Genomic DNA, 25,523 nt, shown 5'->3' on the forward strand with positions numbered 1-25,523 from the left:
TTAAACATCTCTATAGTATAGCAAAATTCCGCTTAGAGCCCAAGTAGGGCTAATATTGCATATTAGTATCCTTACTTGGGTATGGAATAACGGGCTATTAAAGCGACATTAAACGACGCTTAGCCGACACTTAACCGACATAGGTTGTCACAAATAATGGCCGTCGCTATACCTACATTTAGCGATTCAGCAGCACCATAAGCAGGGATGGTGATTTTTTTAGTGATTAATGGACTCAGTTCAGCGCTAATGCCATTGGCTTCATTACCCATAACGATAAAACCGCCTGGCTGTTTTAACGTAAGCGAGTGTACTGATTCTCCGCCAAGGTAAGCGCCATAAACGGGTTGCAACTGCTGGGCTAAAACTGGGGCTAAATCTTGATAATATAAATTTACCCGTAAAAAAGAGCCTTTGGCTGCGGCAATCACTTTAGGGTTATACATATCAGCGGTATCGGTTGAACAGACAATATGCTTAATGCCATACCAATCAGCAATACGAATAATACTGCCAAGGTTACCGGGGTCGTTAATTTGATCTAACACTAATATCCAAGCAGGTTCAGCTAAGCTAAAAGCTTGTGCCTCCGGCATGGCCACTACAGCTAAAGCCGCATCATTGCTTGAAAACGTGCCAACTTTGGCTAGCTCGTCAGCACTGCAACTTTGCACCAGCGTTAGCTCAGTAACCGCGCTGGCGTGTTGTTGTAAAAAGCGCTCTGTGGCAAATAACGCTGTTATCTGCCAGTTTGACGCTAATAATTCCAATACAGCTTTTTCACCTTCAACAATAAAACACTGCTCAATTTTACGCTGCTTTTTTTGGTGTAAACCCCGAATTAACTTACTCCACTTCTGACTGATCATTTATTAAAAGCCTGCTCACCGTTGACCCAAGTTTGTTCTACTTCAACTTGCCATAGCTCAGTTTCAGGGATAGTGAAAATATCACGATCGATCAAAATAAAGTCAGCCCAGCTGCCGGGTGCTAAAGTGCCCATCATATTTTCTTGAAAGGCGCCATAAGCGGCATCTACAGTAAAGGAGCGTAGAGCTTCGGTTAAGGTTAAACGCTGCTCAGGGATCCAACCGCCTTTTGGTTGATTGTGCTGGTCTTGGCGCGTTACCGAGGCATGAATACCATGAAACGGCTCGGCTAATTCTACAGGGTAATCTGACCCGCCGACAATAATACTGCCTTGATCAATAAAAGTACGCCATGCATAAGCACCACGTAATCGTTCTTCACCTAAACGATCGGCCGCCATATTTTTATCTGAAGTGGCATGAACTGCCTGCATGGCGGGAATAACACCTAGTTTTGCAAAGCGCGGTATATCGATTGGGGCAATAATTTGCGCATGTTCGATACGATGACGACTGGCTATACGTTGTTCTGCGGGCACTAATTGCTCAAACTGATCTAAAGTAATCCGGTTAGATAAGTCACCAATAGCGTGCACATTAGCTTGAAAGCCAGCATTAATGGTTTGCTGCATAACGGCATGCAGTTGGTCTGGCTCGGTAACTAATAAGCCACTTTGATCCGGTTTATCACTATAAGGCTTTATTAAAGCTGCACCGCGGCTACCTAAAGCGCCATCACCATAAATTTTCACCGAGCGAATATCTAAAAAATCCGTTTTATCATCAATAATGCCGGCCTTTAACCAGTTGGCTAGCTCAGGATCGTTGGCAGCTAACATAGGGTATATTCGTAGTGGCAACTTAGATTTTGCTGCTAGTTGTTGGTATAACTTTACCGTGGCGGTATCAACACCGGCATCATGGGTACTGGTAATACCTAGTGCTAATAAATGTTTAAAAGCAGCATTAAGGGCATGCAGCTTTTCGGCATCAGTACTTTCTGGAATATGTTTTTCAATTAATGCCATAGCATTGTCAATTAATACGCCAGTAGGATTACCTTTAGCATCGCGAATAATTTCACCGCCAGCTGGGTCAAGGGTGTCTTTAGTGACACCTGCTAACGCTAGCGCTTTGCTATTAGCCCAACCGGCATGGCCATCAACGCGTCTTAACCATACGGGTTTATTGGCAACAGCTTCATCTAATAGTGTTGAGGTAGGGAATTGCTTTTCTGGCCACAATACTTGGTTCCAGCCACGACCTTTAATCCAACTTAGCTCTGGATTTTTAGCAGCAAACTCAGCAACCCGTTTAACGGCGTCTTGCTCAGTTGAACTACCACGAAGTTCGGTCATGGATAAGTTAAAACCTAAGCCCAAAACATGGCCGTGACCATCGATTAGCCCTGGTAATAGTGTTTTACCTTTACCGTCTATAGTTTTAGCCGCTGCGTACTTTGCTGCTAAGTCATTATCACCACGAGCGATAATTTTACCCGTTGCATCATCGAATACTAATACTTTAAACGGGCTAACTTCTCGTTCAGCATTAAAGCCGTAACCATTGATATTAGTAACCACGACGGGTGCAGCGAGTAAGCTGCTGGCGCTAAAAAGCAATCCAAGCAATGAACAGCGGGTAAGTAATAACATAAATGATAACTCCCATGAATAGACGTTCAACTATAACAACAAAAGTGTTTTAACGAAATCGGCATATCTAAATCGGAAAAACTAAATCGGTAAAACTAAATAGACCATGCAACTGCACAGCTTAGTTGCTGTTAATTAGCTGATTGTTTAGTAAGTGCTTTTGGATCGAGTAATTCAGTAAGTTGTGCTCTGCTGTAATCAGTGTGCTCTAAAGCAACATCTATAACCGGTCGCTGCTGTTGATAGGCTTGTTTAGCAATAGTCGCCGCTTTGCTATAGCCAATTACAGAATTAAGGGCAGTGACTAAAATAGGGTTACGCGCTAAGGCTTTATCAATATTATCTTCACGTACGGTGAAGCTATCGATAGCTTGGCTGGCTAGCTCATTGCAAGCAGTGCTAAGTAATTGGATACTTTGCAATAAATTGTAGGCAATAACCGGCAACATAACATTAAGCTCAAAGTTACCTGACTGCCCCGCAATCGTTATCGTGCTGTCGTTGCCAATAACTTGGGCACAAATCATTGCAGTCGCTTCAGGGATCACAGGGTTAACTTTACCCGGCATAATAGACGAACCAGGTTGCAAGGCGGCTAGCTCTATTTCGGCAAAACCAGCTAGCGGTCCTGAGTTCATCAAACGTAAGTCATTACTTATTTTCATAATACTGACGGCTATGGTTTTTAAACATCCAGAGCAGGCTACTGCGCTGTCTTGTGAGCTAATAGCGGCAAATAAATTGTCAGCAGGACGAAACTGCATTGCCGTTAGCTGGTTTAGTTTATGGTTAAATTGCTTAGCGAAGTCGGGGTGGGCATTGATACCCGTTCCTACCGCTGTACCGCCTTGGGCTAATCCTTGTAGTTGCTGTAACTGCTGCTCTAGTTGATGCTGATTGTGTTGTAATTGGCTGTGCCAGCCGCCGAGTACTTGGGCAAAGCTTACTGGCATGGCGTCCATTAAATGCGTACGGCCGGTTTTAACGATATGGCCAATATCTGCTATTTTGTTGCTTAAGCTGTGCTGTAATTGCTGCAGGGCTGGCATTAATTGCTGTGCAATGGCTAAGGCAGCACTAACGTGAATAGCGGTAGGAATAGTGTCGTTGCTGCTTTGGCCTAAGTTAACATGGTCATTTGGGTGTACCGTTTCGCCCAATGATTTAGACGCAAGGGTAGCCAGTACTTCATTGACATTCATATTAGTGCTGGTGCCAGAGCCGGTTTGAAAGATATCAATGGGATACTGCTGCATATCAATATTGGCTAATTGTTGTTCGGCCGCTTGGCAGATAGCTTGACACCTTTTGTTATCTAATAAGTCTAGGCTGTGGTTAGCTTGAGCTGCGGCTATTTTAATCTGCAATAAAGCGGCGATAAACGGCTTAGGGAAAACAAGATCACTAAACGGAAAGTTTTGTACGGCTCGTTGGGTTTGGGCTTGATACAAAGCGTTTTCAGGTACTTGTAGTTCGCCCATGCTGTCATGTTCGGTTCTGGTTTTCATTTGGACTCCAAAAGATTTATTGCCGTTTTAGATTAAGGAATATTGTCTGAGCATAGCAAAGATCATACTAATGAGTTGGATCACTGTTAATATTAGTCCTCGTAACACTATTAAAACTACTAGTATAGGTAATGGAAATCTTCGTCAAATAGGCTAAATGATGCGACTAAAACCCAGTGAGGCCCTTGGGCTTTTATGGACTTTTCACTGAGATAACGGTATATATATCGCCATTATGGCCTCTGGTTTTTTCTATTAGCCATCGTTTTGACCACAAGTCGCCTATTATGTTTAGAAAGCGGTTTATTATTTTAAATATTCCATTGCCATTGCTGCTAAGAGCGAATGAGCTTATTACATTTGCACACCGCGATAAGGACAAGCTGTAACTATGACACTTTTATGGATTTTGCTGTTACCCATGCTTGGCACTTTTGCACCAATATTGAGTGCAAAAACTAGCCGTAGCGCATGCGCACTATTTACAGCTATTCCCCCTGCATTAGCATTAGCCATATTGGTTTCATTAACCGGTGAAGTATTTAGCGGCGAAGTATTACGCTTTACATTAGAGTGGGTGCCGCTTCTAGGTTTAGAAGTTGTTATACGCTTAGATGGCCTAGCGTACTTATTTAGCCTTTTAATTCTTGGCATTGGTTTGCTGATAATTTTATATGCTCGTTATTACTTATCCACACAAGATTCATTGCCGAGATTTTATGCTTATTTAATTCTATTTATGACCGCCATGCTGGGCATAGTATTGTCGGGAAATCTGCTACAGCTATGGGTATTTTGGGAATTAACCAGTATTAGCTCGTTTTTACTGATTAGCTTTTGGTGGCAGCAAACTGAAGCCCGCCAAGGGGCTCGTATGGCCCTAACAGTAACAGGTGCTGGCGGCTTAGCCTTATTAGCAGCCTTTATTTTAATTGGCCAAGTAGTAGGTAGTTACGATTTAGATCTAGTGCTGGCAAGTAAGGATATTATTTTACAGCATCATTTATATCCGCTGATGCTAGTGCTGTTTTTAATTGGCTGCTTTACTAAGTCGGCACAATTCCCGTTTCATTTTTGGTTACCTAATGCCATGGCCGCACCCACACCGGTAAGTGCTTACTTACATTCTGCGACTATGGTAAAAGCCGGTATATTTTTATTAGCCCGTTTTTATCCGGTGATGTCGGGTACTGAATTATGGTTTGTTATTGTTAGTGTTACCGGTCTCATCACCTTACTGATTGGTGCTTATTTAGCGCTATTTAAACATGACTTAAAAGGTTTATTAGCTTATTCCACTATTAGCCACTTAGGCTTAATTACCATGTTGTTTGGTATTGGCTCAGACTTAGCCGCCATTGCCGGTATATTCCATATTATAAATCACGCCACCTTTAAAGCATCATTATTTATGGCGGCGGGTATTATTGATCATGAGGCCGGCTCGCGTGATATGCGAAAGTTAAATGGGCTATGGCACTTTATGCCCATTACGGCCACTTTAGCCATGGTGGCGGCTGCAGCCATGGCGGGCGTGCCGCTGCTAAATGGCTTTTTATCCAAAGAGATGTTTTTTACTGAAACCATACATCAGCATTTACTTGGCTCACTGTCGTGGGTAATACCGGTGTTAGCTACTGTAGCTGGTATATTCTCGGTCGCTTATTCTATGCGCTTTATTCACGATGTGTTTTTTAATGGCCAGCCAAAAGGATTAACTAAAACACCAAAAGAGCCGCCGCGTTACATGCGAGTGCCGGTAGAGGTGTTAGTGGCATTGTGTATTTTAGTCGGTATTTTCCCAGCCTATTTTGTGCAAGACATTTTAAATGCTGCAGCAGTGGCGGTATTGGGTGGGCCGGTTCCAGAATACAGCATAGCGATTTGGCATGGTTTTAATTTACCGCTATTAATGAGTGCGCTGGCGCTAATAGGCGGTACGATTATCTACGTTAACCGTAAGCATTTATTCGATTTTCAGCATACGTTGCCTGGCATTGATGTGTTGCAAAGCTTTGAGTTATATCTGGCTAAATTTATTCGTGGCTGTAATGCGGTCTATGTTTGGCTGGATAACGGTTCGATGCAGCGTTATATGAAGCTATTATTACTTTGCTTTGTGGTATTGGCAGGTGTGCCATTATTACAGTTAGATACGTTATGGGGCGGTCGCACAGAGTTACAAGTGGGTGCGGTGGATATTACCGGTGCTGCGTTGTTAATGATGGGTGCTTTTGCCACCACAGTGCTGCACCGCTATCGTTTAGTGGCTTTGTTGATGATTTCGGTAGTGGGGTTAATAGTATCAATTGCCTTTATCCGTTTCTCTGCGCCCGATTTAGCGCTAACTCAATTCTCAGTGGAAGTCGTGACCATTATTTTATTAATGCTAGCGTTGTTCTTTTTACCGCATAAAACACCGAAACAGTCGAGCGCAAGAAGAGTACTGTCAGATGTCGGTATTGCCAGCATGGTAGGTGTTATCGTGGGTAGCTTAAGTTACGCTTTAATGACTCGACCTTTTAGCACTATTTCTGATTTCTTTATTGCTAATGCTAAAACCGGCGGTGGCGGTACTAATGTGGTTAACGTTATTTTGGTCGACTTCCGGGGCTTTGATACCTTGGGTGAAATTACGGTTTTAGGTATTGCCGCTTTAGGTATCTTTAAGTTACTTACCCGAATTCCGTTATTTAAACCCAGCAGCGATGGCGATGGCCGGCCTTGGAGTACTGAGCGTCATTCATTGTTATTAGCCACCGTATCGCAAGGCTTATTACCGTTAGCGTTAATGGTATCGGTGTTTATTTTCTTCCGTGGTCATAACTTGCCAGGTGGTGGGTTTATTGCAGGCTTAGTGACTGCAGTTGCCATTATCTTACAATATATTGCTCATGGTGTGGATTGGGTTAAAACCCGAATGGATGTGGAATATCAGCGAGTGATTGCAATTGGTTTAACTATCGCCTTAGTCACCGGCATAGGTAGCATGTTATTTAACCGGCCTTTTTTAACCTCTTGGTTTGATTATTATCATATACCGATATTAGGCGAAATTGAGCTAGCCAGTGCGATAGCGTTTGATTTAGGCGTCTATATTACAGTAGTGGGGGCAACGTTATTGATTTTGGCCAATTTAGGCAAAATGACCACTAGCCATCGACCTGTACATAAGGAAACAATCTAATGGAAACATTGTTTGCCAGCTGTATTGGTTTTTTAACCAGTTGCGGCGTGTTTTTAATGCTTCGCGGCCGCACGTTCCCGGTGATGATGGGTTTAACTATGTTGTCGTATGCGGTTAACTTATTTATTTTCTCGTCAGGTCGACTGACCTTACGCGGCGCGGCGGTATTAGGTAACTCAGATAATTATGCAGATCCCTTACCACAAGCTTTAGTTTTAACCGCCATTGTTATTGGTTTTGCCATGACGGCTTTTTTGGTGATTTTAGCGATTAGAGCACGGGCAGATTTAGGTAATGATCATGTTGATGGTAAATTACCAGAAACAGGCAAGGGGCAGCGTTAATGTGGCATTTAGTGGTTTTACCGATTATTTTGCCTATGCTAACGGCGTTGTTGATTATTTTACCACCAATACATCGTCGGCCATCCAGACGACGCTGGGTCAGTATGATATCGGCAGGTATCCAATTTATTATTGCTGTAGTACTACTATTGCAAGTTCAGCAGCACGGTTTATTACATTATGCAGTAGGTAATTGGCAGGCCCCGTTTGGCATAGTGTTAGTTGCCGATACTCTTTCTGTGGTTATGGTGTGCCTAACCAGCTTTTTAGCCTTGGGTGCTATTATCTATGGTAGTGCTGGCGAAGATGAAAAAGGCTCGTTTTTCCATCCATTATTTCAATTCCAAGTGATGGGCATTAATGGTGCATTTTTAACCGGCGACTTGTTTAATATGTTTGTATTTTTTGAAGTGCTACTTATCGCTTCATACGCTTTATTAGTGCATGGCGGTGGTAAAAATAAAACTAAAGCTGCCCTGCATTATGTCGTACTTAACTTAACGGGATCGGCAGTATTTCTGATTGCTTTAGCTGTGTTATATGGCACCTTAGGCACCTTAAATATGGCAGACATGATTGGCAAAGTTGCCAATATAGCGCCTGAAGATGTCATGCTGGTAAAAGCTGGCGGATTAATGCTGATGATTGTATTTGCGTTAAAAGCCGCAATTTTACCCTTGCAGTTTTGGTTACCTGCTGCTTATTCTTCCGCCTCACCCGCAGTGGCGGCGCTATTTGCGGTTATGACAAAAATTGGTGTCTATGGTTTGCTCCGGGTTTATAGCACTATATTTGGTGAACATGCTGGCCCTTTAGCAGGCATTGCCTCTGTATGGTTATTGCCTGTGGGTTTAATCACTATCGTCATCGGTGCTATAGGTGTGATATCCAGCAAAGATTTTCGTAAAATTGTAGCGCACCTAGTGCTTATTTCTGTAGGAACCTTAGTAACGTTAGTGTCTTTACAAACACCAGCCTCTGCCAGCGCGGTAGTGTTTTATACCGTACATTCAACGGTAGTGTGTGCAGCTTTATTTTTAATTGCCGATTTAGTGGCTAATCAACGCGGCAAAGCAGGTGACCGTTTAGTACCCGGGCGACGTATAGCTCAACCAGCGCTATTAGGTACTATGTTTTTTATTGCTGTGCTGAGTGTTACCGGTATTCCACCGTTTTCCGGTTTTATTGGTAAACTCATGGTATTGCAAGCGGTAGTAGAGCCAATGAATAAACTGCTGATATGGGGCGTGGTATTAAGCTGTACTTTACTGGTCATTATAGGTTTATCTCGGGCTGGTACTACGTTGTTCTGGCGGGTTAGCGGTACAGAATCAGACGCAGAGCATGTCAAACCACTTCAAACAGTCGCAGTGGGTTGGCTATTGCTCGCCAGTATATTGTTAGTCGTCTTTGCTGGCCCACTGACTCAATTAAGCCAAAATGCGGCTAGCGAGCTATACGATATTAACAGCTTAACTGAACGAGTATTGGGTAGCCCAAGTTTTGACATGACACCTGAAACACTTAATCTAATCCCTAATATAACTTCAAATATAAGCACTAACACAGCGATAGGAGGCCAATGATGCGCAATCGTTTACTACCGGCTCCTTTTAGTAGCTTAGTATTATTTTTTGTCTGGTTATTATTAAGCCAAAGTATTGCTGCCGTGCATATATTTTTTGGTGTCATTTTGGCTGTTATTTTGCCATTAGTCACCGCCAGATTTCGAGATCCACAACCGCGAATCAAACGACCGTTATTGGCACTACGCTATATGCTACGAGTATTAGCCGATATTATTGTTGCCAATGTGCAAGTGGCGATTATTATCTTGGGGCCGAGACATAAATTAAAGCCCGCTTTTGTGCGGGTGCCCATTGATTTGCACCATAGTTTGCCGCTGACCATACTGGCAAATACCGTGTCTTTGACTCCGGGTACTGTGAGTGCTGATATTTATCCGCATGCTGAATCGATTGACTCTAGTCAGCCATTACCGCAACGTTGGTTATTAATTCATGTCTTAGATTTAACCGATGAAGCCAAGTTAATTGCCTCGATTAAACAGCGGTATGAAGCACCCTTAAAGGAAATATTCCAATGTTAGACAACGTCATAATTTTAGTGTTTGCCATGATAAGTTTAGCTTTGTTATTAAACATATGGTGTTTATTTCGCGGTCCAAGCTTACCTGATCGCTTGTTAGCGTTAGATACTATGTATATTAATAGCATCGCCTTAATCTCCTTGTATGGCTTGCTAATGCGCTCTTGGTTGTACTTTGAGGCCGCAGTATTGTTAGCGATGTTAGGCTTTGTTAGTACGGTTGCGATATGTAAGTTTTTACTGCGTGGCGATATAATCGAATAGGAACAGACATGCAACAATTTATGGAATGGGTAGTGGTGAGCTTTCTGCTAATTGGTGGCACCTTTGTGCTTATTGGTTCTATTGGTTTGATGAGGATGCCTGACTTTTTTATGCGCTTACATGGCCCAACTAAAGCCACAACTGTGGGCATGGGCGGAATTTTACTCAGCTCTATATTTTTCTTTAGTAGCCAAGGAAACTTTAGTGCTCACGAGCTATTAATTACCATATTTCTATTGATTACAGCGCCAATTAGCGCCCATATGTTAATTAAAGCCGCGATACATCATCAGCTTAAAGCCATCGATAAGACTCAAGGTATAGAGAATATTGGTGATAAAGCACTGGTAGACAAGACCGACGAAAACGCAGAGCAATAACTTTAATGATTTTAGCTGGCTCTAGCTGAATTAGGTCTCGTCAAAGCCATTATTAATTAAACTGACTACTGCGGCTAATGCTTGCTCTGCATCCTCACCCTCAGTCGCAACTTGCAAGGTCTTTCCTTTACTGCTAGCTAACATTAATAGCGCTAATACACTGCTAGCATCTGCGGTTTGTTTATCTTGAATTAATTGTATTTTCGCTGAAAACTGCTGGCATAATTGAGCCAACTTAGTGGCGGCTCTCGCATGTAAGCCAAGATGGTTAACGATAGTGACGTCTTGTTTGCATCGCATAAGCTGGCTCTAACGTTGGTGGTGACGTACTAACTCTCGATGACGTATTTGCACGTCGTCACGTTGATTACGGTAGCTTTCTGCTAAACATTCAGCAATATAAACTGAACGATGTTGGCCGCCAGTGCAACCAATTGCAACGGTTAAGTAGCTACGGTTATTACGCTCTAAATGTGGTAACCAGCTACTAATAAAGCTATTAATTTGCCAAATATATTTGGCAACGACTGGCTGCGAAGCCAGATAATCTTTTACCGGTTGATCCACACCCGTTAAGGGTTTTAAATCAGGCTCCCAATGCGGGTTTGGCAAGAACCGAGCGTCAAATACATAGTCTGCATCTTTGGGAATACCGTACTTAAAGCCAAAAGATTCAAACAGAATAACTAAACGACCGGTTTTTTGACCTAAAATACGTTCACGTAATTGCTCTGCTAGCTGATGAACATTTAGCTCTGTGGTATCAATGTACAAGTCTGCAGCGCTGGCTATGGGGTCGAGTAACTGCTGTTCCCGCATAATGGCTTCATCTAAAGACATGGCTTGGTGTGACAGCGGGTGCATGCGACGGGTTTCACTAAACCGGCGAATTAAGGTGCTGTGATCAGCATCTAAATACAGTATATGTAAGTCAACTTTGCGTGGTAAGTATGACAAGATTTCCGTTAAGTCATCAGGGTTTACTGGTAAGTTGCGGACATCGATACTGACTGCGACTCGCTCGTACTGACCCATTACTGTTGTTGCTAACGTAGGCAGTAAATTAACCGGAATATTATCTACGCAGTAATATCCTAGATCTTCCATTACTCGTAAAGCGACTGATTTACCAGAGCCAGAACGCCCACTGACAACAAGCAACTTCATCATTCTGTATTAGCCTCACAATACTCTATAAGCAGTTGATAGAGTTGTTGGTTAGTTTCTGCATTACGAATTTTCTTGGTTAATTCTTTTTGACTGAGTAGCTTAGCAATACTAGATAAGGTACTTAAATGGGCTTGGCACTGATCTTCTGGCAATAAAATCGCACAAAATATATCGACTGGTTGATTATCGTTAGCATCAAAAGCAATGGCTTCTTTACTGACGACAAACACCAAAATCGGTTTTTCTACATTGCTAAGTTTACCGTGCGGTATAGCGATACCACCACCTATGCCTGTAGAACCAAGCTTTTCACGCGCCATTAGTGATTCAAGAATACTGTATTCAGTTACTTCAGGTAATTGCTGCTGCGCAAGCTCAGCAATATATTCTAAAATACGCTTTTTACTATTAAAAAGAACTGCACTTTTAGTGCAGTTCTCCGTCAACATTGTGGTTAAATTTATCATAGTTAATTTAGTGTCGAATTAGCTTTTCTTTGTGTTTAATTACTTGTCGATCAAGTTTATCGATCAGCTGGTCAATGGCGGCATACATGTTTTCATCATCAGAGATAGCGAATACTTCTGCACCACTTAAATTAATCTTAGCTTCAGCTATTTGCTTGAGCTTTTCTACCGTTAAAACAACATTTACGTTATTAATATGCTCAAAGTGTCGGGCTAATTTAGCGAATTTAGTGTCTACATATTCCTTTAATGCGGCTGTGATTTCGACATGACGACCAGTTAGATTGATTTGCATAGACATATTCCTCTTTTTGGCTTACTTACATCAAGGTCTTGCGCTGATTTGACGGTGGAATAAATAAAGACTCACGATACTTGGCAATAGTACGCCTTGCAACGTTTATCCCTTGTTCTAGTAGTATTTCGGCCATTTTGCTATCACTAAGCGGTTTGGCCGGGTTTTCCGCCGCCACTAATTTTTTAATAAAGGCTCGAATCGCAGTGGATGAACATTCGCCACCGCTATCGGTACTTACATGACTAGAGAAAAAGTACTTCAGTTCAAATATTCCTCTAGGTGTATGCATATACTTTTGGGTAGTTACTCGGGAAATAGTTGACTCATGCATGCCAACCATTTCTGCTACATCATTCAATACCATCGGTTTCATGGCTTCTTCGCCAAGCTCAAAAAAGCCTTGTTGTTGTTGTACTATACAGTTGGACACTTTTAATAGGGTTTCGTTTCTACTTTCTAAACTTTTTATAAACCATTTTGCTTCTTGTAAATGCGAGCGTATAAATTGGCTGTCGGAACTACTTTTAGCTGTTCTGGACATAGCAGCGTATTGCTGATTAACCCTAACTTTAGGCATTGCCTCGGCGTTTAACTCTACTTGCCAGCGACCTTTTACTTTGGTCACACTAACATCAGGGATAACGTATTGTTGTTCTTGTTTTATCACATCGGCACCTGGCCGCGGGTTTAAACTTTGAATCAGTTGCATCACCTGTTTAAGTTCGTCTTCTTTGAGTCTAGTCACTCGCATCAAAGAACGAAAGTCTCTATTAGCTAAAAAGTCGGTATGTTCAAGTAATAAGGCCTGAGCCTGAGCTAAAAAAAGGTGTGTCGGCTGAAAACTGACGTAATTGGACTAATAGGCATTCTTGTACTGAGCGAGCACCAACGCCGATGGGGTCAAATAATTGAATGCGCTTAATGACTGCTTCTACTTCGTCCGCTTCAACATCGTCTATATCGAGAGACTGTAATATATCGTCACAGCTGATAGTTAGGGTGCCATTTTCATCAATCGCTTCAATTATAATTTCAGCAATAATTAAATCAATTTCAGAAAAAGGAGTGAGTTGCATTTGCCAACGTAGGTAGTCCTGCAAGCTTTGGCTGGTTTCACCTTGGTACGCATTATCATCGTCGCTAATACTGTTACTGCTTGAACTAACAGGCATAGCACTAACCAAGTCATCCCAATCATTATCTAGCGGTAAGTCTTCTTGAATATTTTGCTCAGCCATGCCATCACTAGCATCGGTTTCTGAGTTATCAACTTTGCTATCATTTTCAGCAATAGCGTTATCTTCTTTTTGGCTGTTTTGCTGTAAATTTTCATCGTTACTTGGCGTAACGTCATCATCAGCTTCTAATAACGGATTAGCATCCAGCGCTTCTTGGATCTCTTGCTGTAACTCAATAGTCGACAGTTGCAGTAAGCGAATAGCCTGCTGCAGCTGTGGCGTCATGGTCAGCTGTTGCCCTAAACGAAGTTGCAAAGATGGTTTCATGTACTTCTGCTTTTCTCCTGAAACTTAAGTGATAACAATGCTTGCTTACTATAGCCTGAATTGTTCACCTAGGTATACATCCCGTACTTTTTGATCAGCAAGCACTTGTTGTGGTGGACCAGAGGCAATTAATTCACCATGGCTAACGATGTAAGCGATTTCACAAACATCGAGCGTTTCACGCACATTATGATCGGTAATTAATACCCCAATACCTCGTTGACCTAAATGCTGGATAATTTTTTTAATATCTAATACTGAAATTGGGTCAACACCAGCAAAAGGTTCGTCGAGTAAAATAAAAGCAGGTTCGGCAGCTAACGCTCTGGCAATTTCTACTCGGCGGCGTTCACCACCAGATAAACTCATGCCTAAACTATGTTTAATATGGCCGATATGGAACTCTTCTAATAACTCATCAGCTATTTCTTCACGCTTGGCACGGCTAAGTGACTTACGGGTTTCTAAAATGGCCATTAAGTTATCATACACGCTAAGCTTACGAAAAATAGAGCTTTCTTGGGGTAAATAACCAATACCTTGGCGCGCTCTAGCGTGAATGGGTTCAAACGTCATATCTTGATTATTAAGGGTAATACTGCCTTTATCAGACGGCACTAAGCCAACAATCATATAGAAAGTGGTGGTTTTACCGGCACCATTAGGGCCAAGTAAGCCAACAATTTGTCCGGCATTAACTTCTAAGCTGACGTCTTTAACCACTTGTCGGCCTTTATAACTTTTTGCCAGATTTGCTGCGACTAACTTCATGGGTTATTTTTTTCCTCTGGCGTAAAAATGGTAGTTACCCGTTTGTTTTTATTACTATCGGCACTCAATTGCTGCTTTTCAACGTTATAACGGATAGTGGATGCCTGAACAACACTACCACTTTGGGCTAATTCAGCATCGCCACTTAAGGTTAAAGTGCGTGAAGAGGGCTCATAACGCATTTGTTTGGCTTCAGCGGTGACTTGTTTGCCGCCTTCTAGCAATTGTGAGTAAAGCACCGGTTGGCCAGTCGCTATATAAATTTCTTTGCCTTTACCGGCGCTGGCATCAATCTCTAATAAATCGGCTTTCATTTGCATTGAGCCTTGCGTAATAATGACATTATTACGGTATGTCAGCACATTCTCTTTGATCGAAGACAAGTTATCGGCGTCAATCTGAATTTGTTGCTTGTAATCTGGCTCGGCAGCGACAGTACTAAAAGTCATTAGCAGTAGGGCTGCAGCCGTAATATAATTAGCCTTCATTTTGGTATACCGTTTTATTATGTTGTAATAACTGTAGGGTCTTCTCGGTTAAGTCTGCCTGAATACCGACACCCTCAATATAAAAACCTTTACCTTGTACCCGCACTGGCTGATTATTTTGCAAGCGGTTATCAGGAAATAACATCTCTAGTGTATCTGTTTCTATGCGCTCTATCAGTTCATTCTGTAATAAACTTTCAATAACGACTTGCTGTTCCAGGATGATTCTATCTTCTGGATACCAAGTGGCTATTTTGCTATGCGCGGTCCAGCTAGGCAGGTGTTGCCCGTTATATAGGGTATAAATAGGTAGCTCGAACTGAGTAAAACCGAGTAATTCAAAGTGCTCTAAACGCTCGGCAGTCACCGAATCAGTTTTAAATCCCTCGGCGTTATATAACGTACGGGTTATATCACTAGCAATATAATCTGGGCGTAACTCTTGACCCGCTTGCAGCATACTTGAGTTGTCATCCGGCTGAAACCATAAATAACTTGCAGTAATAACTAGTAATATAACCAGTATAACGAATAGTTTTCTCATGTGCTGCTGCCATCAAATTGCAAAAATTGCTGCTGGCTAATTAATAATAAGTCGCATAATTCGCGTACAGCGCCATAACCGCCGGCTAAACTGGTGTTGTAGTGGGCGTTAAGACGCAAGTAAGGGTGAGCATCAGCGACACCTACGGCTAAACCACAATGTTGCATAACTTGCCAGTCGGCTAAATCATCACCAATATAGGCCATTTGATCTGGGGTAAGTTGCATTTTTTGTTGCAGTTCCGCAAAAGCGGCCAGTTTATTTTCTTGGCCTTGATATATATAAGGCACCGTTAATGAGGTCATTCGTTGTTGAACAATGGCTGATGTGCGACCGGTGATAACAGCGACTTCAATGCCCGCAGTGCGCAAGGCTTTAATGCCATATCCATCACGGGTATGGAAGGCTTTAAGTTCTTCACCGTTATTACCTAGATAAATTCGACCATCTGAAAACACGCCATCAACATCGCAAATTAGCAGCTTTATTTTAGCCGCGCGTGCCATAACATCATCTGTTACTGCTTGGTATAGCTGGGTAAATAATGCCACCTTATAGTACCCCAGCACGTAATAAATCGTGCATATTCATCGCGCCAACGGGCACATTAGTACTATCGACTACGATAAGGCCGTTAATCTTTTTCTGCTGTAAAATTTGTAATGCTTCGGCTGCTAACATTTGGCTATTGGCTGTAATACAGTGCCGAGTCATAACGTCACTAATTAAAGAGCTATGGATATCTAGCCGAAGATCTAAAATACGCCGTAAATCACCGTCAGTAAAAATTCCTGCCATAACGCCGTTTTCATCAACAATAGCGGTCATACCTAAGCCTTTCTTGGAGATTTCTAGCAAGGCATCTTTAATAGTGGCATTTAGGCTGACAATAGGCACATTGTCATCTTTATGCATAACATCTTCTAAACGCAGTAATAATTTGCGGCCTAAACTGCCACCGGGATGCGATAAAGCAAAGTCATCGGCAGAGAAGCCGCGAGCATCTAATAAGGTCATAGCTAGTGCATCGCCCATCACTAAAGTTGCCGTAGTGCTGGAGGTTGGGGCTAGGCCAAGTGAACAGGCTTCTTGAGCAACTTTCACACATAAGTGGGCATCGGCTAATTTAGCTAAAGTTGACTCGGGATTACCGGTAATGGCAATAAGCTTAATTCCGCGGCGTTTAATCACCGGCACGATAGTTAACATTTCTGTTGTTTCACCAGAATTAGATATTGCTATCACTACATCTTCAGCTGACAACATACCTAAATCGCCATGACTAGCTTCACCTGGGTGGATAGAGAAAGCAGGCGTACCGGTTGAGGCTAGAGTGGCCGCAATTTTATTGGCAATATGGCCAGACTTACCCATGCCAGAAACAATGGTTTTGCCTTTACTATTTATAATAAGTTCACAGGCAAGATTAAACTCATCATCTATATATTGGACCAATTGCTCTACTGCATTAGCTTCAATGGCAATAACTTCTCTGGCGCGGATACGAAAATCTGTGCTCATGGTTCTCTCTTAGGCAATGGATGAAAATAAATAATATTGATAGCCAATAAATGCTGTTAATAATAGCAGGCCTTCAACTTTACTCAATCGGGGACGGCTGGTTGGCCTTAATGACATTAGTAGTAACACTAGGGTCGCGGCAATCATAATATATGCATCTTGATTACCCGCTTGTGGGTCAATGGCCCCAGGGGCGATAACGGCACTTAATCCCAGTACCGCTAGAATATTAATAATATTAGAACCAATAATGTTACCTAACGCCAAATCAACTTCACCTTTAATAATGCCAACAATGCTGGTGGCTAACTCAGGTAAACTGGTGCTTAAGGCAACGATGGTTAAGCCGATAACTAAATCGCTGACACCAACATAACGGGCGATATACACAGCGCCGTGGACTAATAGCTGTGAAGCCGCAAGCAGTAATATCATGCCAAGAACAAGCCAAAATAATGCTTGGCTTAGTGAGATAGGCAAGCTTTCTTCATGGCTAATATTGTGTAACAAAGGGTCGTCTACTTTAACGGTACGGGCGCAATACACCATAAAAGCAATAAAACAGCAAAAAGTTGCCAGTAATATCAACCCTTCCAACTGAGTTAGCTGATGGTCGGCTAAAAAGTAAAAACCTAAAAAGGTACTGGCAAGTAGCAACGGATATTCACGTTTAATGGTCAGCGAGGTCACTCTAATGGGTTTCAGTAAAGCTGCAAAACCAATAACTAATAATATATTAGTTATGTTTGAACCCAGCGCATTACCCACAGCAGTGCTTAAATGACCTTTATATGCTGCAATGGAAGACACTAGAATTTCAGGCATAGAAGTGCCAAGTGCAATGACGGTTAAGCCAATCAGCATAGGCGATATGCGGGTATAGCGCGCGACAGAGGCAGCGCCATAGATCAAACGATCAGCACTCCAAACCAGAAGTACTAAGCCAACAAATACCACAATAATCGCGATGAGCAAGGGTGACAATTGTTAGTTCCTCTGCAGTAATAGCATATCTATAGTATTTTCCAGCTTATCAGGCTGAAATGCAAAAAAAGCTGTTAATTAGCTAAATGTTAGCATTTCTACACAGTTTGTAACGATTTTTAGTAACGACTTTACACCTGAACGGGTTTACAATGATAGTAACCAAGTTGGTGTTAATTGCAAACATACACACATGTATGTATATTGTCGCCCTCTATAAATGAGTATAATCAAGGTATAACCGCGGTATTCATAAAGCGCTAATATACGGTTTGATATACGGAGAAATAATTTGTCGGATACGATAATAGATATTCAACATTTGCACTTTAGTCGTGGTGATAGAGAGATATATCGCGACCTTAATATGCAATTTGCCCGTGGTAAAGTTACTGCCGTTATGGGCCCCAGTGGTATTGGTAAAACAACATTACTGCGCTTGATTGGTGGTCAGTTAAAACCAAGCCAAGGCCATATTATGTTTGATAGCCAAGATATTCCTACGCTTTCTCGATCTGAGTTATATCAAGCTCGCAAAAAAATGAGCATGCTATTTCAAAGTGGTGCCTTGTTTACAGAAATGTCGGTATTTGACAACGTAGCCTTCCCAATTCGAGAACATACTAAGTTAAGTGAATCTTTAATTCGTTTAATTGTATTGATGAAACTCGAAGCCGTTGGTTTAAGAGGCGCGCGTGATTTATTACCGGGCGAGTTATCTGGCGGTATGGCACGCAGAGCGGCATTAGCTCGAGCGATTGCGCTAGACCCAGAACTTATTATGTATGACGAACCCTTTGCTGGCCAAGATCCAATTTCGATGGGCGTTATTGTGCGGTTAATTAAGTCATTAAATAATGCCTTAGGTTTAACCTCGGTTGTAGTAACCCATGATGTTAATGAAGTGATGAGCATTGCAGATTATGTTTATGTTATCGCAGAAAAAACCGTAGTGGGTCATGGTACGCCGGAACAATTGCGTCAGCATCCTTCTGCTTTAGTTCAGCAATTCTTAAAAGGTGAAGCAGATGGCCCAGTACCGTTTCATTTTAATGCCGCACCTTATGAGGAAGAGTTAATGGAGCTTGCTAAGTGATTGCCCATAAAATTCAACAACTAGGCCATGCAGCAATATCTAGCGTACAAGGATTTGGTAAAGCTGGCACTATGCTGTTTTCAGCTTTAATCGGCAAACCCGATTTCCGGCGCAATTTTCCGCTGTTAATGCGCCAGTTATATGTAGTCGGTGTGCTGTCGTTACTGATTATTGTCGTATCAGGCCTATTTATTGGTATGGTGCTTGCGTTGCAAGGCTATACGGTGCTGGTTAAGTTTGGTGCCGAACAAATGCTGGGGCCTTTAGTCGCCTTAAGCTTATTGCGCGAACTAGGCCCAGTGGTAACAGCGCTATTGTTCGCGGGTCGTGCCGGTAGTGCACTAACCGCAGAAATTGGCTTAATGAAAGCAACCGAGCAGCTATCGAGTATGGAAATGATGGCGGTCGATCCATTACGCCGTATTATTGCCCCGCGCTTTTGGGCGGGTGTAATTAGTATGCCGTTATTAGCGTTAATTTTTAACGCTGTTGGTATCTTAGGCGGCCACTTAGTTGGCGTCGAATGGTTAGGTGTAGATGGCGGCGGTTATTGGTCAGCTATGCAAGCAAACGTCGATTTATATCAGGATATTATGAATGGCGTGATTAAGAGTTTTGTATTTGCAATTATCGTCGTATGGATTGCTTTACACAAAGGTTATGACGCTGTACCCACTTCTGAGGGGATTAGCCGAGCCACAACTGAAACGGTCGTAACAGCATCTTTAACCGTGCTGGCCTTCGATTTTATTTTAACTGCAATTATGTTTGGTGGATAAGATGACCACGCGGAAAATTGAATTACTCGTCGGCAGCTTTATAGTGTTAGCCATAGCTGCATTTTTTATGTTGGCATTAAATGTTGCTAATAGCGGTGTAGGTGGCGGTAGCGATACCTACTTATTACAAGCTAGGTTTGATAATATCGGTGGCTTAAAAGTACGCTCGCCGGTAAAAGTGGGCGGAGTCGTTGTTGGTCGAGTGACCGCAATAAACTTAGATACTAGCCGCTATACGCCGGTTGTTAGCATAGCCATTAATAGTGCTTATAGTAACTTTCCTGAAACTAGCTCGTTGGCCATTTTAACCTCTGGTTTATTGGGCGAGCAGTATTTGGGGCTGCAACCTGGCTTTATAGATGAAACCGTTGAAATATTGGCTGACGGTGACTATATCGAAGATACCAAGTCAGCCATTGTGCTGGAAGAATTAATCGGCCAATTCTTATTTAATCGAGGAAGCTAATCTATGAAACTAACAACCTTAATAATGGGCGTGCTTATTAGTTGTTGCAGCCTTGTTTTTTCTGCACAAGCAGAGGTGGAAACTTATACCGATCCTTACAAAATGATGGAAGTGGTCGCGGACAAAACCTTTAGCCGGATGGCAAAAGATAAGCTTAAAGTGGAAGCCGATCCAGATTATTTACGGGTTATTGTCAATGAAGAACTGGTACCTTATATTGATAGCCGATATGCCGCACTTCGGGTTATCGGTAATAGTGCTGATTTGCGCAATATGCCGCGTGAAGACTTATTAGCCTTTGTTGATGCGTTTCAAGAATATATGGTCGCTACTTATGCTGGTGTCTTTACCCAGTATACTGATCAAAAAGTGATGATTGAACCAGCTTCTGATATTGGTAATCAAAAAATTATTAGTATTAAAACGCGTGTTATCGATCCGGGTAAACCTGATATTAATATTGAGTTTAAATTACGCCGAGGCAAAAACAGTGATACCTGGTTAGTATTTGATATGGTTGCCGAAGGCATTTCACTGCTGGACAGTAAGCGGGCAGAGCTAAGCAATATCATTCGCCAGCAAGGTTTACCCAGTGTGACTAGCCTTTTACTTGAAAAAGCCAAGGCGCCAATTCAAAAGGCTGAACAGAAGTGAGACTTGAGATAACAGCTGAGGGTAATCGCTTTCGTTTTGACGGCGCACTAAATCGTGATACGTTAATGCTGTATTCACCCTTTAAGTTGTTAAATACGGTAACACAAAGGGTACAGTTTGATTTTTCAGCATTAACAGTGGTTGATACTGCAGGCTTAGCGTGGTTGCTCCAGCAATTAGCCCAAGCCCAAGCGACTGGCTTAAAAATTGAGTTGTGTAATGTCCCACAGCAGCTGTTATCATTGGCTGATGTGAGTGCAGTAAGGGCGTTATTGCCAATTGTTGAGTAAGGTTGAACTTTGGATATTAAGCAATTAGAACATTTATTATTAGAGCAGCTAGCGTTAGCAGAAGTGTATGTTAAGGCTGAGGGTACCAATTATAATGTGATTGCAGTTGGCAGCTGTTTTGCCGATGTTAGTCGGGTAAAACAGCAGCAAATGGTGTATGCACCTTTAATGGACGCAATCGCTGATGGCAGAATACACGCTGTTAGCATCAAGACCTTTACGCCAGAACAATGGCGTAGAGAAAAACTTTTAAATCCTCCAGCGTAGTATTATATGCAACAATTTCTTGTAACAGGTGGCCAACCCTTGCAGGGTAATGTGACCATCTCTGGGGCCAAAAATGCCGCCCTGCCAATTTTATTTGCGAGCTTGTTATCAGCATCAACGAGCACTATTCGCAATGTGCCTAAATTAAAAGATATCGAAACAACCATTAAACTTTTGCAACTTTTTGGTGCTGAAGTTAGCTTTGCAGATAACGTGGTTACGGTCGATGGTGCGGGTGTAAACAACCAATTCGCACCGTACGAGTTAGTAAAAACCATGCGTGCATCTATTCTTGCGCTAGGGCCTCTGTTAAGCCGTTTTGGTAAAGCTGAAGTGTCATTACCCGGTGGTTGCGCTATTGGTGCTAGGCCTGTCAATTTACATATTGACGGTTTACGCAAAATGGGCGCAGAAATCGTAGTTGAAAATGGCTATATTAAAGCCACTTCAAAAGGCTTAAAAGGTGCCAACATTATTATGGATATGGTCAGTGTTACTGGCACAGAAAACCTAATGATGGCGGCTGTTTTAGCCGACGGTATCACCACCATAGACAATGCGGCTCGTGAACCTGAAGTGGTTGATTTAGCCGTTTATTTAAATAGCATGGGTGCCAAAATTACTGGCGCAGGTACTGATACGATTACCATTGAAGGTATCAAGTCGTTGCATACAGCTGAACATAGCGTACTGCCAGATCGTATTGAAACCGGTACTTTCTTAGTGGCTGCTGCGGTAACCGGCGGTGATGTGACCTGCCGCAATGCCGATCCTACTGAACTTGAAGTGGTGCTAGAGAAGCTGCGTGAAGCCGGTGTTGAAATTAGCACAGGTCCAGACTGGATCCGGGCTAATATGACAGGCCGTCAATTAAAATCTGTTGATGTTAAAACCGTGCCGCACCCTGGCTTTCCTACAGATATGCAAGCCCAGTTTACGGTGTTAAACGTAGTGGCACATGGCGTGGGTATGGTGACAGAAACTATTTTTGAAAACCGGTTTATGCATGTACCTGAGTTACAACGCATGGGCGCTAAAATTCGTTTAGAGGGCAATACTGCGGTATGTCAGCACAGCGAAAAGTTATTAGCCGCCCAAGTGATGGCAACTGATTTACGTGCATCTGCTAGCTTAGTGATTGCCGGTTTAGTGGCGGATGGTACCACTGTGGTCGATAGAATTTATCATATAGACCGTGGTTATGAGCAAATTGAATTTAAACTTAAAGGTTTAGGTGCCCAAATAGAGCGAGTGGACGCAAGCTAATAAGCATTGTTTACTCTACTTTAAACAGTGGATGCTTGAATAAGAAACGGCTTGCTTAATGCAGGCCGTTTTTTTTAGATAACTTCGCGGGCGATAGCTGTTAAAGATAAGCGTTGTGAATTGCGCTCTATGGTCAATTCTAACGTGGCGTTAGGCGCCGTTTCTGCGATTAAATTTAACGCCGCTTGTACATTACGAAAACGTTGACCATTTATTTCTAAAATAATATCGTCCACTTGTACCCCAGCTTCTGCTGCCGGGCCATTGGCACTCACGGCAGTGATCCTAATGCCATACAATAATTGGCCTGAAGAGGTTAAGCGCTCACCAGAAGCATTTAACACAGCATCACCCGACAAGCCTAGATAGCTGCGAGTAACACGGCCATGTTTAATAATTTTTTGCATGACATTTAATGCCAGTTGATAGGGGACGGCTAAGAAAATACCTTGCACATCCTGATTCTCTAGCTGGTAAGCTGCAGCATTGATGCCAACTAAACTACCATTAGTGTTAACTAAGGCGCCTCCAGAATTACCTCTATTAATAGCTGCATCCATGCGCATAAAGTCCAAATAGCTACCTTGAGAGCTTAAGCCATTATTGCCATTAGCACTGATAATGCCCTGGGTAATGGTTTGGCCAAGATTTAACGGGTTACCAATCGCCAGTACGACATCACCAACTTGAGGTTCAAGCTCGGGATCTTGAGGAATAACCGGTAAATTTTCAGCTTGGACATAAAGCACCGCTAAATCGGTCATTTTATCTTGGCCAATTAATACCGCTTCTAACCAACGACCATCTTGCAAGGCGACTTCAATATGATCAGCACCATAGACAACATGATAATTAGTTAGAATATAGCCTTTAGCACTCATTAACACGCCTGATCCAAGCTCTTGACGCTCTATAGTGCGAGGCCGTAAGCCACGAGGATCAACTAAAGTACTGCGGGTGTACACATTAACCACCGCAGGCGCAGCGCGTCGTACGGCTTGGTTATAGCTAATTGGCGCGGGCAGGGTTTCATTATTGTTATGCTGAATTGTTGGCAGATTTAAGTTATTTAATAGCGGAAATAGCCATAGCAAAACAAAAGCTAAGGCTAAGCCATAAGCAATACTTTTAAACAGGAATAAGAGAAATGCGCGCACAGCAACCTAAAATAATACTTAACAACAATGCGCCTAGCATAGCACTAAATAAGGTTAGGCAGTAGAGTTAACCACTGCCTAGCCTAATGGCTTACTATCGAATTAAAACATACAGATTAGTATTACCTCGCTGGATGTTGAGCGCAGCAATACCATTACGATTTTCTAAGGCTTTACGCAAATCACTGACATTTTTAATCGCTTGTCGGTTAACCCCTATAATAAGGTCATCGGCCATTAAGCCTATTTGAGCCGCGGGTGAGTTAGCTTCGACAGTGTCAACTTTAACCCCTTTGTCAGCATTAGATAAAGCGGCACCTTGCAACATAGGATGCATTTCGTTAGCGGATACGGTTGCTTCCGTTAAGCTACCTAATGTCACGGTTACACTACGCTCTTTACCATCACGTAAAATACCCAACTTAGCTTTCTTGCCCGCTCCTAAGGTGGCAACTTTGGCCCGCAATTCATTAAAGTTGCTAATTCGATTGTCATTCATACTTATGACAACATCACCCGACTTTAAACCGGCTTTATCTGCTGGGCTATCGGGTATGACTTCATTTACCCACGCGCCTCTACTCACTTTTAAATTCATCGCTTCGGTAAGATCGGCCGTAACATCTCCACCGCGAATGCCTAAGCTGCCAGGCCTAACTTCGCCGTACTCAATAATTTGATCAACTAAGTTTTTCATCATATTAGTCGGGATAGCAAAACCAATACCAATATTGCCACCATTTGGGCCAAGAATAGCGGTATTGATACCGATAAGTTCGCCGCGTAAATTTAATAGCGCGCCACCGGAGTTACCGCTATTAATAGCAGCATCAGTTTGAATAAAATCTTCTAAGCCTTCAATGCCTAAACCACCACGACCTAATGCACTAATAATGCCTGAAGTAACGGTTTGCTCTAAACCAAAAGGGTTGCCAACCGCAATGGCAAAGTCGCCAACTCGAAGCTTATCCGAGTTAGCCAGGGGGACTTGCGCTAGTTTTTGGGCTTCAATTTGTAATAAGGCAATATCACTTTGGGCATCAGTACCAAGCTTCTTAGCTTTAAAAGTCCGGCCATCTTTGAGCCGGATTTGTATATTGTCGGCGTCTTCAATAACATGATTGTTGGTAACAATATAGCCTTTATCGGCATCGATAATAACACCTGAACCTAAACCTTTGAACGGTCGTTCTTGGCGTTGTTCATTTGGGCCACGTTGACCAAAAAAATAACGAAACGCTTCGGGTATCCGTTGTTGTACTTCACGGCTGCCTTCAACAGAGATATGGACAATGGCGGGAGTGGCTTGTTCAAGCATAGGGGCTAAAGTAGGTATTTCCTCAGAGCTTGAGAAAAACGGTATTTTGGCTTCAGCTGGTAAAGGGTTAGCCAACATCAAGCCTGCTGCGATAGCAGCACTAACTAATGACAATTTCTTATTCATAGCGCAAAAGTCTCCAATTACAGTTCGCGGTTAAGAACCG

The 25,523-nt window shown here is 42.5% G+C and carries 28 protein-coding genes and 1 pseudogene; 13 read left to right on the forward strand and 16 right to left on the reverse strand.

Features of this window, described 5'->3' with window-relative positions; all coding sequences use genetic code 11:
* Positions 1 to 119: 119 nt before the first annotated feature.
* The 3 genes from BI198_RS02595 to BI198_RS02605 form a co-directional block, all read right to left on the reverse strand.
* On the reverse strand, positions 120 to 869 hold the full coding sequence (locus BI198_RS02595) for a TrmH family RNA methyltransferase (RefSeq protein WP_070048151.1): 750 nt from the start codon (positions 867 to 869) through the stop codon (positions 120 to 122).
* Positions 866 to 2,524: an amidohydrolase gene (locus BI198_RS02600; RefSeq protein ID WP_070048152.1), complete on the reverse strand. Its 1,659-nt coding sequence runs from the start codon at positions 2,522 to 2,524 to the stop codon at positions 866 to 868. Before BI198_RS02600 ends, BI198_RS02595 begins: the two co-directional genes overlap by 4 nt.
* Positions 2,525 to 2,655: 131 nt before the next feature.
* Positions 2,656 to 4,032 carry a class II fumarate hydratase gene (locus BI198_RS02605; protein WP_070048153.1) on the reverse strand — a complete coding sequence of 459 codons (1,377 nt, stop codon included), beginning with the start codon at positions 4,030 to 4,032 and terminating at the stop codon, positions 2,656 to 2,658.
* A gap of 391 nt (positions 4,033 to 4,423) precedes the next feature.
* Here BI198_RS02605 and BI198_RS02610 point away from each other — a divergent pair, with 391 nt between their 5' ends.
* From BI198_RS02610 to BI198_RS02635, 6 genes are read left to right on the forward strand one after another with little or no spacing between them, the layout of a single operon-like run.
* Positions 4,424 to 7,219 carry a monovalent cation/H+ antiporter subunit A gene (locus BI198_RS02610; protein ID WP_070048154.1) on the forward strand — a complete coding sequence of 932 codons (2,796 nt, stop codon included), beginning with the start codon at positions 4,424 to 4,426 and terminating at the stop codon, positions 7,217 to 7,219.
* A complete protein-coding gene (locus tag BI198_RS02615) occupies positions 7,219 to 7,563 on the forward strand; it encodes a Na+/H+ antiporter subunit C (protein WP_070048155.1) in 345 nt (114 codons plus the stop codon). The genes BI198_RS02610 and BI198_RS02615 overlap by 1 nt, the downstream gene beginning before the upstream one ends.
* Complete coding sequence (locus BI198_RS02620; protein ID WP_083256538.1) at positions 7,563 to 9,149, forward strand: monovalent cation/H+ antiporter subunit D; 1,587 nt, start codon at positions 7,563 to 7,565, stop codon at positions 9,147 to 9,149. Before BI198_RS02615 ends, BI198_RS02620 begins: the two co-directional genes overlap by 1 nt.
* Positions 9,146 to 9,673, forward strand: a complete 528-nt coding sequence (locus tag BI198_RS02625; protein WP_070048156.1) for a Na+/H+ antiporter subunit E — start codon at positions 9,146 to 9,148, stop codon at positions 9,671 to 9,673. The genes BI198_RS02620 and BI198_RS02625 overlap by 4 nt, the downstream gene beginning before the upstream one ends.
* Positions 9,667 to 9,936: a K+/H+ antiporter subunit F gene (locus BI198_RS02630; RefSeq protein WP_070048157.1), complete on the forward strand. Its 270-nt coding sequence runs from the start codon at positions 9,667 to 9,669 to the stop codon at positions 9,934 to 9,936. The genes BI198_RS02625 and BI198_RS02630 overlap by 7 nt, the downstream gene beginning before the upstream one ends.
* Positions 9,937 to 9,944: 8 nt before the next feature.
* Positions 9,945 to 10,316: a Na+/H+ antiporter subunit G gene (locus BI198_RS02635; protein ID WP_070048158.1), complete on the forward strand. Its 372-nt coding sequence runs from the start codon at positions 9,945 to 9,947 to the stop codon at positions 10,314 to 10,316.
* 30 nt (positions 10,317 to 10,346) lie between these two features.
* On the opposite strand, the gene BI198_RS02640 is transcribed toward BI198_RS02635, so the two are convergent.
* The 11 genes and pseudogenes from BI198_RS02640 to BI198_RS02690 form a co-directional block, all read right to left on the reverse strand.
* Positions 10,347 to 10,616, reverse strand: coding sequence for an HPr family phosphocarrier protein (locus BI198_RS02640; RefSeq protein WP_070048159.1), 270 nt, complete (start codon positions 10,614 to 10,616; stop codon positions 10,347 to 10,349).
* A gap of 9 nt (positions 10,617 to 10,625) precedes the next feature.
* Entirely contained in the window at positions 10,626 to 11,483 is an 858-nt protein-coding gene (gene rapZ / locus BI198_RS02645; RefSeq protein WP_070050582.1) for an RNase adapter RapZ, read from the reverse strand.
* A complete protein-coding gene (ptsN, locus tag BI198_RS02650; protein ID WP_070048160.1) occupies positions 11,483 to 11,953 on the reverse strand; it encodes a PTS IIA-like nitrogen regulatory protein PtsN in 471 nt (156 codons plus the stop codon). The genes rapZ and ptsN overlap by 1 nt, the downstream gene beginning before the upstream one ends.
* A 7-nt stretch (positions 11,954 to 11,960) precedes the next feature.
* On the reverse strand, positions 11,961 to 12,248 hold the full coding sequence (hpf, locus tag BI198_RS02655) for a ribosome hibernation-promoting factor, HPF/YfiA family (RefSeq protein WP_070048161.1): 288 nt from the start codon (positions 12,246 to 12,248) through the stop codon (positions 11,961 to 11,963).
* A gap of 25 nt (positions 12,249 to 12,273) precedes the next feature.
* Positions 12,274 to 13,756: pseudogene (locus tag BI198_RS02660) on the reverse strand (RNA polymerase factor sigma-54).
* Positions 13,757 to 13,804: 48 nt separating this feature from the next.
* Positions 13,805 to 14,527, reverse strand: coding sequence for an LPS export ABC transporter ATP-binding protein (gene lptB / locus BI198_RS02665; protein WP_070048162.1), 723 nt, complete (start codon positions 14,525 to 14,527; stop codon positions 13,805 to 13,807).
* Positions 14,524 to 15,015: a lipopolysaccharide transport periplasmic protein LptA gene (gene lptA, locus BI198_RS02670; protein ID WP_070048163.1), complete on the reverse strand. Its 492-nt coding sequence runs from the start codon at positions 15,013 to 15,015 to the stop codon at positions 14,524 to 14,526. The genes lptB and lptA overlap by 4 nt, the downstream gene beginning before the upstream one ends.
* Positions 15,005 to 15,559 carry an LPS export ABC transporter periplasmic protein LptC gene (gene lptC, locus BI198_RS02675; protein WP_070048164.1) on the reverse strand — a complete coding sequence of 185 codons (555 nt, stop codon included), beginning with the start codon at positions 15,557 to 15,559 and terminating at the stop codon, positions 15,005 to 15,007. Before lptC ends, lptA begins: the two co-directional genes overlap by 11 nt.
* The gene (kdsC, locus tag BI198_RS02680; protein WP_074467402.1) at positions 15,556 to 16,110 is read right to left on the reverse strand and encodes a 3-deoxy-manno-octulosonate-8-phosphatase KdsC; all 555 of its coding nucleotides are present in this window, start codon (positions 16,108 to 16,110) and stop codon (positions 15,556 to 15,558) included. The genes lptC and kdsC overlap by 4 nt, the downstream gene beginning before the upstream one ends.
* A 1-nt stretch (position 16,111) precedes the next feature.
* A complete protein-coding gene (locus BI198_RS02685) occupies positions 16,112 to 17,080 on the reverse strand; it encodes a KpsF/GutQ family sugar-phosphate isomerase (RefSeq protein ID WP_070048165.1) in 969 nt (322 codons plus the stop codon).
* Between the two features lie 9 nt (positions 17,081 to 17,089).
* Positions 17,090 to 18,064: a calcium/sodium antiporter gene (locus BI198_RS02690; RefSeq protein ID WP_201243385.1), complete on the reverse strand. Its 975-nt coding sequence runs from the start codon at positions 18,062 to 18,064 to the stop codon at positions 17,090 to 17,092.
* A 292-nt stretch (positions 18,065 to 18,356) separates the two neighbouring features.
* On the opposite strand from BI198_RS02690, the gene BI198_RS02695 reads away from it, so the two are divergent.
* Genes BI198_RS02695 through murA form a run of 7 tightly spaced genes read left to right on the forward strand, consistent with a single transcriptional unit; the run spans position 18,357 to position 22,882 of the window.
* Entirely contained in the window at positions 18,357 to 19,160 is an 804-nt protein-coding gene (locus BI198_RS02695; protein ID WP_070048166.1) for an ATP-binding cassette domain-containing protein, read from the forward strand.
* Positions 19,157 to 19,939, forward strand: coding sequence for a lipid asymmetry maintenance ABC transporter permease subunit MlaE (mlaE, locus tag BI198_RS02700; protein ID WP_070048167.1), 783 nt, complete (start codon positions 19,157 to 19,159; stop codon positions 19,937 to 19,939). The genes BI198_RS02695 and mlaE overlap by 4 nt, the downstream gene beginning before the upstream one ends.
* A gap of 1 nt (position 19,940) precedes the next feature.
* On the forward strand, positions 19,941 to 20,405 hold the full coding sequence (gene mlaD / locus BI198_RS02705) for an outer membrane lipid asymmetry maintenance protein MlaD (RefSeq protein WP_070048168.1): 465 nt from the start codon (positions 19,941 to 19,943) through the stop codon (positions 20,403 to 20,405).
* A 3-nt stretch (positions 20,406 to 20,408) separates the two neighbouring features.
* The gene (locus BI198_RS02710; protein WP_070048169.1) at positions 20,409 to 21,059 is read left to right on the forward strand and encodes an MlaC/ttg2D family ABC transporter substrate-binding protein; all 651 of its coding nucleotides are present in this window, start codon (positions 20,409 to 20,411) and stop codon (positions 21,057 to 21,059) included.
* On the forward strand, positions 21,056 to 21,349 hold the full coding sequence (locus BI198_RS02715; RefSeq protein WP_070048170.1) for an STAS domain-containing protein: 294 nt from the start codon (positions 21,056 to 21,058) through the stop codon (positions 21,347 to 21,349). The genes BI198_RS02710 and BI198_RS02715 overlap by 4 nt, the downstream gene beginning before the upstream one ends.
* Positions 21,350 to 21,358: 9 nt before the next feature.
* Positions 21,359 to 21,616: a BolA family protein gene (locus BI198_RS02720; protein ID WP_070048171.1), complete on the forward strand. Its 258-nt coding sequence runs from the start codon at positions 21,359 to 21,361 to the stop codon at positions 21,614 to 21,616.
* A gap of 6 nt (positions 21,617 to 21,622) precedes the next feature.
* Complete coding sequence (murA, locus tag BI198_RS02725; RefSeq protein ID WP_070048172.1) at positions 21,623 to 22,882, forward strand: UDP-N-acetylglucosamine 1-carboxyvinyltransferase; 1,260 nt, start codon at positions 21,623 to 21,625, stop codon at positions 22,880 to 22,882.
* 74 nt (positions 22,883 to 22,956) lie between these two features.
* Here the strand turns inward: murA and BI198_RS02730 are convergent, their stop codons facing one another.
* Entirely contained in the window at positions 22,957 to 24,039 is a 1,083-nt protein-coding gene (locus BI198_RS02730) for a trypsin-like peptidase domain-containing protein (protein WP_070048173.1), read from the reverse strand.
* Between the two features lie 94 nt (positions 24,040 to 24,133).
* Positions 24,134 to 25,483: a DegQ family serine endoprotease gene (locus BI198_RS02735; RefSeq protein ID WP_070048174.1), complete on the reverse strand. Its 1,350-nt coding sequence runs from the start codon at positions 25,481 to 25,483 to the stop codon at positions 24,134 to 24,136.
* Positions 25,484 to 25,523 lie beyond the last annotated feature (40 nt).

It is taken from the genome of Rheinheimera salexigens (genome assembly GCF_001752395.1).
Taxonomy (GTDB): Bacteria; Pseudomonadota; Gammaproteobacteria; order Enterobacterales; family Alteromonadaceae; genus Alishewanella; species Alishewanella salexigens.

Excerpts from the sequence above, each read along its gene's own strand:
- BI198_RS02595 (WP_070048151.1), bottom strand. The coding sequence starts at position 869 with ATGATCAGTCAGAAGTGGAGTAAGTTAATTCGGGGTTTACACCAAAAA.
- BI198_RS02600 (WP_070048152.1), bottom strand. The coding sequence starts at position 2,524 with ATGTTATTACTTACCCGCTGTTCATTGCTTGGATTGCTTTTTAGCGCC.
- BI198_RS02605 (WP_070048153.1), bottom strand. The coding sequence starts at position 4,032 with ATGAAAACCAGAACCGAACATGACAGCATGGGCGAACTACAAGTACCT.
- BI198_RS02610 (WP_070048154.1), top strand. The coding sequence starts at position 4,424 with ATGACACTTTTATGGATTTTGCTGTTACCCATGCTTGGCACTTTTGCA.
- BI198_RS02615 (WP_070048155.1), top strand. The coding sequence starts at position 7,219 with ATGGAAACATTGTTTGCCAGCTGTATTGGTTTTTTAACCAGTTGCGGC.
- BI198_RS02620 (WP_083256538.1), top strand. The coding sequence starts at position 7,563 with ATGTGGCATTTAGTGGTTTTACCGATTATTTTGCCTATGCTAACGGCG.
- BI198_RS02625 (WP_070048156.1), top strand. The coding sequence starts at position 9,146 with ATGATGCGCAATCGTTTACTACCGGCTCCTTTTAGTAGCTTAGTATTA.
- BI198_RS02630 (WP_070048157.1), top strand. The coding sequence starts at position 9,667 with ATGTTAGACAACGTCATAATTTTAGTGTTTGCCATGATAAGTTTAGCT.
- BI198_RS02635 (WP_070048158.1), top strand. The coding sequence starts at position 9,945 with ATGCAACAATTTATGGAATGGGTAGTGGTGAGCTTTCTGCTAATTGGT.
- BI198_RS02640 (WP_070048159.1), bottom strand. The coding sequence starts at position 10,616 with ATGCGATGCAAACAAGACGTCACTATCGTTAACCATCTTGGCTTACAT.
- rapZ (WP_070050582.1), bottom strand. The coding sequence starts at position 11,483 with ATGAAGTTGCTTGTTGTCAGTGGGCGTTCTGGCTCTGGTAAATCAGTC.
- ptsN (WP_070048160.1), bottom strand. The coding sequence starts at position 11,953 with ATGATAAATTTAACCACAATGTTGACGGAGAACTGCACTAAAAGTGCA.
- hpf (WP_070048161.1), bottom strand. The coding sequence starts at position 12,248 with ATGCAAATCAATCTAACTGGTCGTCATGTCGAAATCACAGCCGCATTA.
- lptB (WP_070048162.1), bottom strand. The coding sequence starts at position 14,527 with ATGAAGTTAGTCGCAGCAAATCTGGCAAAAAGTTATAAAGGCCGACAA.
- lptA (WP_070048163.1), bottom strand. The coding sequence starts at position 15,015 with ATGAAGGCTAATTATATTACGGCTGCAGCCCTACTGCTAATGACTTTT.
- lptC (WP_070048164.1), bottom strand. The coding sequence starts at position 15,559 with ATGAGAAAACTATTCGTTATACTGGTTATATTACTAGTTATTACTGCA.
- BI198_RS02685 (WP_070048165.1), bottom strand. The coding sequence starts at position 17,080 with ATGAGCACAGATTTTCGTATCCGCGCCAGAGAAGTTATTGCCATTGAA.
- mlaD (WP_070048168.1), top strand. The coding sequence starts at position 19,941 with ATGACCACGCGGAAAATTGAATTACTCGTCGGCAGCTTTATAGTGTTA.
- BI198_RS02710 (WP_070048169.1), top strand. The coding sequence starts at position 20,409 with ATGAAACTAACAACCTTAATAATGGGCGTGCTTATTAGTTGTTGCAGC.
- murA (WP_070048172.1), top strand. The coding sequence starts at position 21,623 with ATGCAACAATTTCTTGTAACAGGTGGCCAACCCTTGCAGGGTAATGTG.
- BI198_RS02735 (WP_070048174.1), bottom strand. The coding sequence starts at position 25,483 with ATGAATAAGAAATTGTCATTAGTTAGTGCTGCTATCGCAGCAGGCTTG.